At 61.2% G+C, this 12,770-nt stretch carries 13 protein-coding genes; 9 read left to right on the top strand and 4 right to left on the bottom strand.

Annotation, left to right across the window (positions count from 1 at the left end; genetic code table 11):
- The first annotated feature begins 81 nt into the window (after nt 1–81).
- The 3 genes from recF to AC13QY_RS31475 are packed head-to-tail and all read left to right on the top strand — an operon-like array spanning nt 82 to nt 2,492.
- On the top strand, nt 82–1,209 hold the full coding sequence (gene recF, locus AC13QY_RS31485; RefSeq protein WP_488494546.1) for a DNA replication/repair protein RecF: 1,128 nt from the start codon (nt 82–84) through the stop codon (nt 1,207–1,209).
- 36 nt (nt 1,210–1,245) lie between these two features.
- A complete protein-coding gene (locus AC13QY_RS31480) occupies nt 1,246–2,016 on the top strand; it encodes a molybdopterin-synthase adenylyltransferase MoeB (RefSeq protein WP_488494545.1) in 771 nt (256 codons plus the stop codon).
- Nucleotides 2,017–2,021: 5 nt separating this feature from the next.
- Nucleotides 2,022–2,492 (top strand): GNAT family N-acetyltransferase, encoded by a 471-nt coding sequence (locus AC13QY_RS31475; protein ID WP_488494550.1) that lies wholly within the window; start codon nt 2,022–2,024, stop codon nt 2,490–2,492.
- Nucleotides 2,493–2,519: 27 nt separating this feature from the next.
- On the opposite strand, the gene murA is transcribed toward AC13QY_RS31475, so the two are convergent.
- Complete coding sequence (gene murA / locus AC13QY_RS31470; RefSeq protein ID WP_113330919.1) at nt 2,520–3,833, bottom strand: UDP-N-acetylglucosamine 1-carboxyvinyltransferase; 1,314 nt, start codon at nt 3,831–3,833, stop codon at nt 2,520–2,522.
- A 142-nt stretch (nt 3,834–3,975) separates the two neighbouring features.
- Nucleotides 3,976–4,977 carry a 2-hydroxyacid dehydrogenase gene (locus AC13QY_RS31465; protein ID WP_095433520.1) on the bottom strand — a complete coding sequence of 334 codons (1,002 nt, stop codon included), beginning with the start codon at nt 4,975–4,977 and terminating at the stop codon, nt 3,976–3,978.
- 192 nt (nt 4,978–5,169) lie between these two features.
- On the opposite strand from AC13QY_RS31465, the gene AC13QY_RS31460 reads away from it, so the two are divergent.
- Complete coding sequence (locus AC13QY_RS31460) at nt 5,170–5,709, top strand: SH3 domain-containing protein (RefSeq protein WP_113330920.1); 540 nt, start codon at nt 5,170–5,172, stop codon at nt 5,707–5,709.
- Between the two features lie 94 nt (nt 5,710–5,803).
- Nucleotides 5,804–6,406, top strand: a complete 603-nt coding sequence (locus AC13QY_RS31455; protein WP_488494549.1) for a cadmium resistance transporter — start codon at nt 5,804–5,806, stop codon at nt 6,404–6,406.
- A gap of 181 nt (nt 6,407–6,587) precedes the next feature.
- Here the strand turns inward: AC13QY_RS31455 and AC13QY_RS31450 are convergent, their stop codons facing one another.
- On the bottom strand, nt 6,588–7,580 hold the full coding sequence (locus AC13QY_RS31450) for an adenosine kinase (protein WP_112724617.1): 993 nt from the start codon (nt 7,578–7,580) through the stop codon (nt 6,588–6,590).
- Nucleotides 7,581–7,977: 397 nt separating this feature from the next.
- Here AC13QY_RS31450 and AC13QY_RS31445 point away from each other — a divergent pair, with 397 nt between their 5' ends.
- Together AC13QY_RS31445 and AC13QY_RS31440 are read left to right on the top strand one after the other, a co-directional pair.
- Nucleotides 7,978–8,922 (top strand): AEC family transporter, encoded by a 945-nt coding sequence (locus tag AC13QY_RS31445; protein WP_113354125.1) that lies wholly within the window; start codon nt 7,978–7,980, stop codon nt 8,920–8,922.
- A gap of 121 nt (nt 8,923–9,043) precedes the next feature.
- On the top strand, nt 9,044–10,201 hold the full coding sequence (locus AC13QY_RS31440) for a patatin-like phospholipase family protein (RefSeq protein WP_488494544.1): 1,158 nt from the start codon (nt 9,044–9,046) through the stop codon (nt 10,199–10,201).
- A gap of 62 nt (nt 10,202–10,263) precedes the next feature.
- Here AC13QY_RS31440 and AC13QY_RS31435 read toward each other — a convergent pair whose 3' ends face one another.
- Nucleotides 10,264–10,842 carry a c-type cytochrome gene (locus tag AC13QY_RS31435; RefSeq protein WP_095433515.1) on the bottom strand — a complete coding sequence of 193 codons (579 nt, stop codon included), beginning with the start codon at nt 10,840–10,842 and terminating at the stop codon, nt 10,264–10,266.
- 151 nt (nt 10,843–10,993) lie between these two features.
- On the opposite strand from AC13QY_RS31435, the gene AC13QY_RS31430 reads away from it, so the two are divergent.
- Both AC13QY_RS31430 and AC13QY_RS31425 read left to right on the top strand, forming a co-directional pair.
- Complete coding sequence (locus tag AC13QY_RS31430; protein WP_488494543.1) at nt 10,994–11,749, top strand: 3-deoxy-manno-octulosonate cytidylyltransferase; 756 nt, start codon at nt 10,994–10,996, stop codon at nt 11,747–11,749.
- 24 nt (nt 11,750–11,773) lie between these two features.
- Nucleotides 11,774–12,628 (top strand): prephenate dehydratase, encoded by an 855-nt coding sequence (locus tag AC13QY_RS31425; RefSeq protein WP_113397404.1) that lies wholly within the window; start codon nt 11,774–11,776, stop codon nt 12,626–12,628.
- The last annotated feature ends 142 nt before the right edge of the window (nt 12,629–12,770 follow it).

Here is a 12,770-nt window from a genome sequence, read left to right as displayed (position 1 = left end):
TTTCGAACCGTCGGCAAAAACCTTGCACTTGCGCGGGGTTCGGCATACCCCTCGGCCATCGATTGCGAATCTTAAAGACAGATGCCGAACAAGGTTTCCATCTCGCGCCTCAAGCTGACCGACTTCCGCAACTATGCGGCGGCGGCGCTGACGCTTGACGAGCGGCATGTGGTGCTGACCGGCGACAACGGCGCCGGCAAGACCAATCTCATGGAAGCGGTCTCTCTGCTATCGCCTGGCCGCGGCCTGCGTCGCGCCGCCTATGCCGATGTCACCCGGGTCGATGCGCCAGGCGGCTTTTCCATCTTCGCGGAGCTCGAGGGCATGGATGGCAGCGTCGAAATCGGCACCGGCATCGATACGACCGACGAATCAGCCGCCCGTCGGCTGCGAATCAACGGCACTCCAGCCAAGACGGTCGACGAACTGACCGATCATCTGCGCGTTCTTTGGCTGACGCCGGCCATGGACGGCCTGTTTACCGGCGGCTCCTCGGAACGCCGCCGTTTCCTCGACCGGCTGGTTCTATCGCTCGATCCCGCCCATGGCCGCCGCGCCAGCGATTTCGAGCGCGCCATGCGCAGCCGCAACAAGCTTTTATCCGAAAGCCGGTTCGATCCATCCTGGCTCGGCGGCATCGAGGAACAGATGGCAAGCCTCGGCATCGCCATGGCGATCGCGCGGCAGGAAATGCTCGGCCTTCTCTCACGGCTGATTGCCGAGACGCGCGAGACGACACCATTTCCATCCGCGGCGCTTGAGCTTTCCGGCTTCCTCGACAGACAGTTCGACCGGCCGGCCGTCGATCTCGAAGATACCTATGCCGATATGCTGCGCGAGGGACGTTACCGCGATGCGGCCGCCGGCCGCACACTGGATGGGCCGCATCGGGCCGATCTTCTGGTGAGGCATCGCGAGAAGGATATGGAAGCGGAGCGGTGCTCCACGGGTGAGCAGAAGGCGCTGCTCGTCGGCCTCATCCTTGCCCATGCGCGTTTGGTTGGCAATCTCACAGGCTATGCGCCGATCCTGCTGCTCGACGAGATCGCCGCCCATCTTGATGAGGGACGGCGTGCTGCGCTTTTCGATCTCATCGACGGGCTCGGCGGCCAGGCCTTCATGACCGGCACGGACAAATCCATGTTCTCGGCCCTCGGCAAGCGCGCGCAATTCTTTACCGTGGCGCATGGCGGCATTACGAAATCCTAGCGCCTCCTCGCCCTCGATTGTGCTAGACTTGCGCCCATGGATCCTTTGAGCTCAGACGAAATCGCCCGCTATCACCGCCATATCCTCCTGCCGGAGGTCGGTGGCACTGGCCAGCAAAAATTGAAGGCGGCGCGCGTGCTTGTCATCGGTGCCGGTGGCCTTGGTGCGCCGGTGTTGCAATATCTTGCTGCCGCCGGTGTCGGCACGCTTGGGATTGCCGATGACGATCGCGTTTCGCTGTCCAATCTGCAGCGGCAGGTGATTCACGACACGGGCACGATCGGCGAGATGAAGACGCAGAGCGCGACCGACGCGATCGCGCGGCTGAACCCGCATGTAGGCGTCATCCGCTTCGAGGAGCGGTTCAGCCTCGATACGGCCGCGCGGCACCTCGCCGGCTTCGATTTCGTCATCGACGGTTCCGACAATTTCGATACACGCTATGCGGCTGCCGACGCGACAGAGGCGGCGCATCTGCCGCTGGTGACAGGTGCAGTCGGCCGATTCGATGGTTCCGTGACCACATTGAAGCCTTATGAAAGCGACGCCGATGGCAACCCCAATCCGCGCTATCGCGATCTCTTCCCAGCACCGCCGCCGGAAGGTCTAATCCCGAGCTGCGTCGAGGCGGGCATCATCGGCGCCTTGACCGGCGTCATCGGCACGCTCATGGCGATGGAAGCGATCAAGCTCATCACAGGCATCGGCGAGCCGCTGATCGGCCGCCTGCTGCTCTATGATGGGCTTTCCTCGCGCTTCGAAACCGTGCGCTATCGCCGCAAACGCGCCCGGGTTGCTGCCGAATGAGCGATATGACGCTTCGTCGCCTCGATGACGGCTTCGATCGCTGGGATGCGTTGCTGGATCTGATCCTGACGTCCTTCGCCTATATGAACGGACGCATCGATCCGCCCTCCTCGGCGCTGGCGCTGACATCCGAAACGCTGAAAGCGAAGGCACTTAGCGAGATCGCTTATGTGGCGCTCGATGGCGAACGGTTGGTCGGCTGCATTTTCTGCCGGCCGGAGGCAGAGAGCCTTTATGTCGGCAAGCTCGCTGTGCTGCCGGCGGCACAGGGTAATGGTATCGGCAGGCAACTGCTGGGCCTAGCCGAGACAACGGCCCGAGAGCTCGGCCTCAAGGCGTTGCGGCTGGAAACACGGATCGAGCTTACCGACAATCACGCCACCTTCGCCGCATGGGGCTTTCGGAAGACTGCCGAAAATCGCCACGCCGGGTTCGATCGGACGACATCGATCGAGATGCGCAAGGCAATTGCCTAGCGCACCCTCAGCCGGTGGATGGAGCCGTCACGCCTCGCGCGGCGGGATGCGGGTGATGCGGGCACCCAGGGCGTTCAGCCGCTCCTCGATGCGCTCGTAACCGCGCTCGATCTGCTGGGCATTGTTGATGACGCTCGTGCCCTCGGCGCACATGGCCGCGATCAGCATCGCCATGCCGGCACGAATATCAGGGCTTTCGAGCTGGGCGGCGCGCAGCTTGGAGGGGCCGGCAACGATGGCGCGATGCGGATCGCACAGCACGATGCGGGCGCCCATGGCGATCAGCTTGTCGACGAAGAACATGCGGCTTTCGAACATTTTCTCGAACATCAGCACGACCCCATCGCATTGCGTGGCGGTGACGATGGCGATCGACATGGTATCGGCCGGAAAGGCCGGCCAGGGCTGGTCTTCGATCTTCGGAATATGGCCGCCGAAATCGGGCTGGATCTTCATCTCCTGACTGGAGCGGATGATGAGATCGTCACCGTCAATCTGGCAGCGGATGCCCAGGCGCTCGAAGGTCATCAGCGTAGAGCGCAGATGCTCGACGCCTGCATGGCGAATGGTGATTTCCGAACCGGTGACGGCGGCAAGGCCGATCAGCGAGCCAACCTCATTGTGATCGGGACCGATGCGATGCGATGCACCGTCCAGCCGCTGCCCGCCGTGAATGGTCATCATATTGGTGCCCACGCCTTCGATTCGGGCGCCCATGGCAATCAGGAAGCGGGCGAGATCCTGAACATGCGGCTCAGAGGCGCAATTGCGCAGGATCGTCGTCCCCTCGGCGAAAACGGCGGCGCAAAGAGCATTTTCCGTCGCCGTCACGGAGGGCTCGTCGAGAAAGACATCGGCGCCGCGCAGTCCTTCCGTGCGGAAGCTGTAGACGCTGTTGACCTCGATCTTCGCGCCGAGCTGTTCCAGCGCCAGGAAATGCGTATCGACACGCCGGCGGCCGATGACGTCGCCGCCAGGTGGCGGCAGGGTGATCTCGCCACAACGCGCCAACATCGGTCCAGCAAGCAGGATGGAGGCGCGGATGCGGGCGCAGAGATCGGGATCGAGATTGGCGGGGCGCAGCTCGCGCGCCTCGATTTCGAGCTCGTTCCTTCCCAGCCAACGCACTTTTGCGCCGACCGATTGGATCAGCTCCACCAGCGCCTCGACATCGCGGATACGCGGCACATTGCTGAGCTCGACACGTTGATCGGTCAGAAGCGATGCGGCGATGATCGGCAATGCAGCATTCTTGTTGCCGCTCGGTTCGATCTCTCCCGACAGCTTGAAGCCGCCCTCGACCACATATTGCACCCGCTCATGCGGCAACGCCCGCGCCATGATTTCCGCCCTTCCTGATTTATGTTTGTGGTCACCTCTGGGCCGGCTTTGTGACATGCACATGACCGGCGAGAGGGAAGTGAGATCAAATTTGCAGCCGGGTATTCAGCCGCATTTCGGCGGGCGAATTAGCATACTTCAGTCACCGAAACGGCAGAACGCGATTGGGCGGGCGATGGCCGTCGATGAAGGTGCGGATGTTGATGATGACCTTGTCGCCCATGTCGATTCGGCCCTCGAGTGTGGCCGAGCTCATATGCGGCAGGATCACCACCTTGCCTTCGTTGGCGAGCTTCACCAGCTTCGGATTGACGGCGGGTTCGTTCTCGAACACGTCAAGGCCGGCGCCGGCAATCTTGCCCTCGCGCAGGATCTTGATCAGCGCCGTCTCGTCGATGACGTCGCCGCGCGCCGTGTTGACGATATAGCTCGTCGGCTGCAGCAGCGCTAGGCGGCGGGCCGAGATGAGGTGGTAGGTAGCCGGCGTCGACGGGCAATTGACCGAGACGATATCGACGCGAGCGAGCATCTGGTCGAGGCTGTCCCAATAGGTCGCCTCCAGTTCGTCCTCCGTCGCCGGATTGACGCGCTTGCGATTGTGATAATGGATTGAAAGGCCAAAAGCCTTGGCGCGGCGGGCAACGGCCGTGCCGATCCGCCCCATACCGACAATGCCGATGCGCTTGCCATGAATGCGGCGGCCAAGCATCCAGGTGGGCGACCATCCGGCCCATTCGCCGGGGCTGTCCGTCAGCACGCGCGCACCTTCCGCTAGCCGCCGAGGCACGGCGAGGATAAGCGCCATGGTCATGTCGGCGGTATCTTCGGTCAGCACATTGGGCGTATTGGTGACGGTGATGCCGCGGCGGGCGGCGGCTTCGACATCGATATGATCCGTGCCGTTGGAGAAGCTGGCGATCAGCTTCATCTGCGGGCCGGCTTCTTCGATGATCTCGGCATCGATGCGGTCGGTGACTGTCGGCACGAGCACGTCGACAGAGCGGACGGCCTCAATCAATTCGTCCTTCGTGCGCGGGCGATCATCGATGTTGAGTTCGGCATCGAAGAGCTCGCGCATGCGCGTCTCCACCGCGTCAGGCAGTTTGCGCGTGACATAGACCTTCGGTTTTTTCTTCGTCGTCATGGCGAGCGGCGATGCCTTGTTCAGATGTTCTTAACCAAGAAGCAGGATAATTTTCCCGTTCCGGGCATTTCTACCAGACCCGCAGGCGAAGACAAACAAAACTCGCTGACGCGATCCGAGGATTTGCCGCTCACCGGAGCGAAAGGTCGCCGGAATGGCGCGCCTTTGTCATGACGAACGAACGGAAATCCCATGCGTGGCAACGTCTTGAAGTCCTGCGCCATTTTCGCAATCGGCCTGATGATGGCCGCTGTGTCGGCCGATCTTGCCGCGGCCCAGGCGGCCAAGGGGCCGAGCGGCCTGCCGCTGCCGCGCTTCGTCACACTGAAATCGAAGCGGGTCAATCTGCGCATCGGCCCGAGTGCGGATTACGCCGTATCATGGCTCTATCTCAAGCAGGGTCTGCCGGTCGAAATCATCCAGGAATATGATAATTGGCGGCGCGTGCGTGATGCCGACGGGACAGAGGGTTGGGTCAACCAGTCGCTGCTGTCGGGCCAGCGCTCGGCCATTGCCGCTCCCTGGATGAAGGGCAAGGGCAAGGCCGTCTTCGTCAACATGCGCCGCGAATCCCAACCGTCCGCCGCAGTCATTGCCAAGCTTCAGCCCGGCGTGATGATGAGCGTCAAGGAATGCACGGGCGATTGGTGCCTCGTCACCGCCGACGGCACCGAGGGATGGGTGGCGCAATCCGAGATCTGGGGCGCTTACCCCGGCGAAGCCTTCAAGTAACGACCGCTCGCTTGGCGCCGAACGCAGCCACGCGACTTTCGCTACGCAATGCTGTATCCGGGATCGGATAGGGAGACCGGCGATCTTGGGTTACGTGCTAGGCGTTTTCGGCGTTGCCATCGTCATGTTCGCATCGACGAACATAGACGACATATTCGTCCTTCTCGGCTTTTTCGCCGATCGGAAATTCCGCCTGAGACAAATCGTCATTGGCCAATATCTCGGCATCGGCGCGCTCTATGGCTTCAGTGCCCTCGCCTCGTTTCTGGTTCTCGTCATTCCCGCTGCCTATGTTGGCCTGCTCGGCCTTGCGCCGATCTATTTTGGCCTCAGGCGACTATGGGAACTCTGGAACGGCATCGAGACCGGCGAAGATCCGGAAGATCATGCGAAAGCTTCGGCGGGACATGGAAACATTGTGGCGGTCGCGCTGGTGACGATCGCCAATGGCGGCGACAATATCAGCATCTATACGCCGATCTTCGCGACACGTTCCGCCTATGAGATCCTCGCCATCGGCTGCATGTTCGCGGTGCTGACAGCCATCTGGCTTGGTGCCGCGCACTCGCTCGTCAATCATCCGACCTTGGGTGCACCGATCCGTCGCCACGGCCACAGGATCGTGCCGTTCGTCCTGATCGCTCTCGGCATCCTCATCTTCTACGAGGGCGGGACCGCAACGCTCTTCTGGCACTAAAGCACGTCGCGATCTTCAGATTCGCTTCCTGTGTTTTAGGTCCTTGATTTTGCGCATGTCGTTCTCGCAAAACCGTTACACACTTTTGCGCGGCACGCTTTAGGCAGCCGTGTCAAACGTAAAAACCGCCCGGCGCTTTCGGCAGCGGGCGGCTTTTACGATCATGCGGGACGGATTTCCGTCAGAGCAGGCCGAATTCCTTCGCGGCCTCCGAGAGTGACCGCATCGGCCGCGGGCCGATCTGTTCGATGACAATCGCTGCGGCGAGGTTGCCGAGCTTGGCGCAATCTTCCAGGCTGCGGCCCTGCGTATAGCCGAACAGGAAGCCGGCGGCGAAAAGATCGCCGGCGCCGGTCGTGTCGACACGTTCCTCGATCGGATGGGCGTCGACGACATAGCGTTCGCTGCCGCGCACGATGACGGCGCCGTCCTTGCCTGTCGTCACGGCGGCGATCTTGCAATCGGCCGCAATGAGCTTCAGCGCCTTCTCGAAATCGTCGGTCTCGTAGAGCGAGAGGGCTTCGTCGCGATTGGCAAAGACGATATCGACGGTGCCGGAGCGCATGAGATCGAGAAATTCGTCACGGTAGCGACCGACGCAGAAGCTGTCGGAGAGCGTCATCGACATTTCCCGGCCATTGGCATGGGCGATACGGGCGCATTCGCGGATAGCTTCCTTGGCGCGCGGCGGGTCCCAGAGATAGCCTTCGAAATAGGTTACCTTGGCATCTGCGACGACCTGTTCCTCGACGTCTTCCGGACCGAGTTCGACGCAAGCGCCGAGATAGGTATTCATGGAGCGCTCCCCATCCTCGGTGACGAAGATCATCGAGCGGGCAGTCGGCGGGAACGTGCCCTTCGCCTTGGTCTCGTAATGCACGCCCTGGGCGCGGATATCATGGGCGAAAATCTCTCCGAGCTGATCCTCTGCGACCTTGCCGAAATAAGCTGCCCTGCCGCCGAAATTCGCAACACCCGCAGCCGTATTACCGGCGCTGCCGCCGGAGGCTTCGAGAGCCGGGCCCATGCGCGAATAAAGGAGCTCGGCACGTTCGGCGTCGATGAGGTTCATCGCGGCTTTGGTGATCTTGTTGTCGATCAGGAACTGATCGTCGCAACGGGCGATAATGTCGACGATGGCATTGCCAACGGTCAGTACGTCGAAACGAGTCATCTATTGGAGGATCCCGGTATTGGTGATAGCCGGTATCCGGTAATATCGGTTTTTCCGAAGTTTGGAAGAAAAATCAGCGCCGAGGCTGCCAACTTAATTCCAATCAGTCATTTGCCTGTCACTTTCTATCTTTAAATGCTTATCAAGCGGCTGGGATGGGAAGCTCGAAAGACTTCCGAGCCAGTCTGGGAAGGAATGATGCCTTCCGCCTCACCGGTACGCGGGCCGACCACGGATGAACTGGCGGCATGTGCACCGGGGGGACTTTCCGGCGAGACCGGACACACAAGCGGGCAATGCCCGCTTTTTTGTTTTTGTGGGTTCTCACACGTCGGCGAACTGCTACAACTCCCGGATCACCCTCCAGAGTCACACTTTTTTCACGACCTCGCCCGGCATGTCCGAAATCCTCACCGATGTTCTTCCGGTCTTCCTGCTCATTCTTGTCGGCTGGATGATCGTTCGCACCGGCCTGTTGAAGGCCGAGGTCGGCGAGGCGATGAGCGAGTTCGTCTTCAAGATCGCCGTGCCGCTCCTGCTGTTCCAGACCATAGCGGAGGCGGATTTTCGCGGCGCATCGCCTTTTCGGCTCTGGATCGCCTATTTCTCCGGCGTCGCCATCACCTGGACCGCCGGCCATATTGTCGCGACCCGGTTCTTCGGGCGGGATGCTCGCATAGGCGTGCTTGCCGGCGTTTCCTCGGCCTTCGCCAACACGATCTTCATCGGCCTGCCGCTGGTCGGGCGCACGGTCGGGCCGGATGGCGTCATGGCGATGTCGATCCTGATCGCCGTGCACCTGCCGACCATGATGATTGCCGGCACGCTGCTGATGGAACAGGCCGAGCGCAAGGAAAATGCCGGCGCCGGCCGCAGCACCCCCGAGCTGCTGCGGCAGGTCGGCAGCAATCTCGTCCGCAATCCGCTCGTTATCGGCCTTTTCTGCGGCCTCGTCGTTCATCTGACCAGCCTTCCCATTCCCGCGACGCTCGGAACCGCTATCGACAGCATTGCCAATATCGCCGGCCCGGCGGCGCTGATCTCGCTCGGCATGGCGCTGCGTCAATACGGAATGTCAGGCAATCTCGGCATCACCAGCGTGATCGCCTCCTTCAAGCTATTCCTTCTGCCAGCCTGTGTGCTGGCAGCCGGCCACCTCCTTGGCCTTAGCGCGGAATGGCGCGCCGCGCTCGTGCTGACTGCCGCAGTTCCTACAGGTGTGAACGCCTGGCTGATTGCCAATCGCTTCGGGGTCGGCCACAGTCTCGCGGCCTCGACGATTACCTTGACGACAGCGCTTGGGGCGTTCTCAGTGTCGCTTTGGGCCTATCTGCTCGGATAGCCGAAGCTCGACCCGGCAGACAACAATGGCATCTCTCCGCTTACGGAGAGGCAGGCAGGAAAATGGTCATATATTTTGCGCATCCCGGCCTTCCCACCCGGAGCGCAGCAAAGGATGGCACATGAATATTGCAGCTCCAGTCACCAACCCCGCGTCAGCCTATTCGCAGAAGGTCTTTGTGCTTCAAGGCGGCGGCGCGCTCGGCTCCTATCAGGCGGGTGCCTTCCAGGCACTCAGAGAACAGAATATCGAACCGGATTGGATCGCCGGCATCTCGATCGGCGCGATCAATGCCTCTATCATGGCCGGCAACGTGCCCGGCGAACGGCTTGAGGCTCTGCGTTCCTTTTGGAACAAGGTGACCGTGCATCTTCCCGTCGATCTGCTGATGGAAGATCGGCGCGAGACCAATCCCTTCTATCGCTCGGTCAGCAGTTGGTGGGTTTCGACCTTCGGCGTGCCCGGCTTCTTTTCCCCTTGGCAGATTCCGGCCTGGTTTCAGACACGCGGCTCGGCGGGCGCGACCAGCGTCTACGATACCGGGCAATTGCGCCAGACGCTGCTCGATCATGTCGATTTCGACCGAATCAACCATGGCCCGGTGCGTTTGAGCCTTGGCGCCGTCAATGCGCGCACCGGCAATTTTGCCTTCTTCGACAACAGGGAGATCAAGATCGAGCCTGAGCATGTGATGGCGAGCGGCGCCTTGCCGCCGGGTTTTCCAGCGGTCAAGATCGGCAACGAGCACTTTTGGGACGGCGGCCTGGTCTCGAACACACCCCTGACCTACGTGCTGCGCAATGGCGCTGCGATCGATACGGTCGTCTTCCAGGTCGATCTCTTCAGCGCCGTCGGGCCGCTGCCGCAAGATCTCGAAGAAGTGGAAGAACGGCGCAAGGACATTACCTATTCCAGCCGCACCCGGCTCAACACCGACCTCTTTCTCGAGCGTCATCGCCTGCGGCGGGCCATCTCCGATCTTTATGCCCGCCTTCCCGAAGAGGCTAAGGCCGATCCGGAAATCAAGAAACTGGAGCAGCATTGCTCCGATTACGGCGTGACGATCATCCACCTGATCTATCGCAACAAGCAGTTCCGCTCGCATTCGAAGGACTACGAATTTTCGGCGCTGTCCATGCACGAACATTGGGAGGCCGGCCTGCGCGATGCGCGAAAGGCGCTGATCGCCGAGGATTGGCGCATGCCGCCAAGCGCCGAGGATGGATTGAAGGTCTTCGACCTCGATCAGCGGACGCGATCCCGTCGGCACACGATCTGAAAGATGCAGCGCAAAAAACCCGCCCTGACGGCCGGGTTTTTCAATTGATCTTCCGCTTTGCCTCAGTTCGTCGCGGCCGGTGCGTTCGGATCCGGCAGCGGCACCTGGGTGTCGGCGAGCGTGCGCAGATAGGCGATCACGTTGGCGCGATCCTCTTCCTTCGGCAGGCCGGCAAAGCCCATCGCCGTTCCGGCGACGAATTTCTTCGGAGCGGCCAGGAAGTGATAGAGGTGGTCATAGGTCCACTTTTCCGAACCGCCCTTGGAGAAGTCCTTCATGCCGGCCGAATAGGCAAAGCCCTCGTGCTCTGCGACCGGGCGGTCGACAATGCCCCAGAGATCAGGGCCAACCTTGTTCGGCCCTCCCTTCTCTCCGGAATGACAGGCCTGACACTTCTTGAAGATCGTCTCGCCGGCCTTGGCATCAGCCTTCTGCAACAGCTGAGCGATCGGCGTTTCCGCCTTGGCAGCCGCACCCTTGTCTCCACCTGCAGCCGGTTCCTCGGTTGCGACGATGGCAAAACCGGGCTTTTCCGGTGCCTCTGAATGGAAAATAAATCCTGACGCGAGCGACACGGACTTCAACACGAACAGCGTGGCCAGAAGCGCCCCGACACCCATGTTCACGTAGGATGAATTCATCTGCTATGCTCCCCTCGCCGCCGGCATCCTCCGCCGGCCCATCTTGAATTCGCGCGAAACCTATGTCTTTTGGCTGTTTCTTGCAACTCTGTAAACGGTCTCCACCATGAGACGTTTTGACACTTTTCCCTTGGGAATAGAAGGCCCAACAATGACTGATCCGAATTTAGACAAGACGCTGGTCCTCATTCCCGCCCGGATGGCCTCCACGCGCCTGCCGGGCAAGCCGCTGGCTGACATTTGCGGCCTGCCCATGATCGTACAGGTTGCCAGGCGCGCGCGCGAGGCGGCGATCGGTCGCATCGTCGTCGCCGTCGACCATGAGGATACCTATGCCGCAGTCGCCAATGCCGGCTTCGAAGTGGTCATGACGCGCACCGACCATCAATCCGGCTCGGACCGCATCTACGAAGCCCTGCAGGCCGTCGATCCCGAAGGTCGCGCGGAGATCATCGTCAATGTACAGGGCGACCTGCCGACCATCGATCCCGAGACGATCCGCGCCTCGCTGCGCCCGCTCGAAAATCCGGCCGTCGACATCGCGACGCTGACGGTCGAGATCAAGGACGAGGAAGAAAAGAGCGCGCCGAGCGTCGTCAAGGTCATCGGCTCACCGATCTCGGACAGCCGTCTGCACGCGCTCTATTTTACCCGCACGACCGCACCGTATGGCAAAGGGCCGCTCTATCACCATATCGGCCTCTACGCCTACCGCCGCGCCGCCCTCGCGAAATTCGTGAGCCTCGGCCCATCTACGTTGGAGCGGCGCGAATCACTGGAACAGCTGAGGGCGCTGGAGGCCGGCATGCGCATCGATGTCGAGATCGTTGACACGATACCGCTCGGTGTCGATACTCCCGCCGACCTTGAAAAGGCCAGACGTATCCTCTCCGCCGCCTCTCTCTGACGGCATTCCCCCAAGGGCAGTCCCATGATTACCAAGACCAATAAGATCTCCTTCCAGGGCGAGTACGGCGCCAATTCCGACATGGCCAGCCGTGACATGTTCCCGACCATGGAGCCGCTGCCCTGCCAGACCTTCGAGGATGCCCTCACCGCCATCGATAATGGTGATGCGGATCTCGGCATGATCCCGATCGAGAACACGATCGCCGGGCGCGTCGCCGATATCCATCATCTGCTGCCGGAATCGCGACTGCATATCGTCGGCGAATATTTCATGCCGATCCGTTTCCAGTTGATGGTTCTGCCGGGCGTGAAGAAGGAAGAGATCCGCACGGTGCACAGCCACATCCATGCGCTCGGCCAATGCCGCAACATCGTGCGCCAGAACGGCTGGAAGCCTGTCATTGCAGGCGATACGGCGGGTGCTGCCAAGCTGGTGAAGGAAACCGGCGATCGCAGCATGGCGGCACTGGCGCCCCGGCTTGCGGCCGATCTCTACGGGCTGGAAATCATCGCCGAGAATGTCGAAGACACCGAAAACAACATGACGCGCTTCGTCATCCTGTCGCGCGACGAGGACTGGGCCGAGCGCAGTGCGCCGGACGAAAAAATCGTCACGACCTTCGTCTTCAACGTCCGCAACATTCCGGCCGCGCTCTACAAGGCACTCGGCGGCTTCGCCACCAACGGCATCAACATGACGAAGCTCGAAAGCTATCAGCTCGGCGGCCGTTTTGTGGCGACGCAATTCTATGCCGATATCGAAGGTCATCCTTCCGATCCACATGTGCGCCGGGCGCTGGAAGAACTGCGCTTCTTCTCCGAAAAGGTCCGCATCCTCGGCGTCTACAAGGGTCATCCGATGCGGGGCGATCTCTAGACCTAGTGGCGCCAGAGGCCGCCTCGTCCTTCGAGGCTTCGCTCATCGAGCTCCGCTCCTCAGGATGAGGCGGAGCGAAGGTCGCTATTGACGTAGAAGGTTAGCCGTCATGGTGAGGTGCGGAAGTCCATAGAGGGCTGAG

The sequence above is a fragment of the Martinezella sp. CNPSo 3795 genome (genome assembly GCF_057784475.1).
Note: the sequence above shows the minus strand (reverse complement) of the source record. Positions and strands in the feature narration are given on the sequence as shown.

Coding starts and splice junctions, on each gene's coding strand:
- recF (WP_488494546.1), top strand. CDS start 82: ATGCCGAACAAGGTTTCCATCTCGCGCCTCAAGCTGACCGACTTCCGC.
- AC13QY_RS31480 (WP_488494545.1), top strand. CDS start 1,246: ATGGATCCTTTGAGCTCAGACGAAATCGCCCGCTATCACCGCCATATC.
- AC13QY_RS31475 (WP_488494550.1), top strand. CDS start 2,022: ATGACGCTTCGTCGCCTCGATGACGGCTTCGATCGCTGGGATGCGTTG.
- murA (WP_113330919.1), bottom strand. CDS start 3,833: ATGGCGCGGGCGTTGCCGCATGAGCGGGTGCAATATGTGGTCGAGGGC.
- AC13QY_RS31465 (WP_095433520.1), bottom strand. CDS start 4,977: ATGACGACGAAGAAAAAACCGAAGGTCTATGTCACGCGCAAACTGCCT.
- AC13QY_RS31460 (WP_113330920.1), top strand. CDS start 5,170: ATGCGTGGCAACGTCTTGAAGTCCTGCGCCATTTTCGCAATCGGCCTG.
- AC13QY_RS31450 (WP_112724617.1), bottom strand. CDS start 7,580: ATGACTCGTTTCGACGTACTGACCGTTGGCAATGCCATCGTCGACATT.
- AC13QY_RS31445 (WP_113354125.1), top strand. CDS start 7,978: ATGTCCGAAATCCTCACCGATGTTCTTCCGGTCTTCCTGCTCATTCTT.
- AC13QY_RS31440 (WP_488494544.1), top strand. CDS start 9,044: ATGAATATTGCAGCTCCAGTCACCAACCCCGCGTCAGCCTATTCGCAG.
- AC13QY_RS31435 (WP_095433515.1), bottom strand. CDS start 10,842: ATGAATTCATCCTACGTGAACATGGGTGTCGGGGCGCTTCTGGCCACG.
- AC13QY_RS31430 (WP_488494543.1), top strand. CDS start 10,994: ATGACTGATCCGAATTTAGACAAGACGCTGGTCCTCATTCCCGCCCGG.
- AC13QY_RS31425 (WP_113397404.1), top strand. CDS start 11,774: ATGATTACCAAGACCAATAAGATCTCCTTCCAGGGCGAGTACGGCGCC.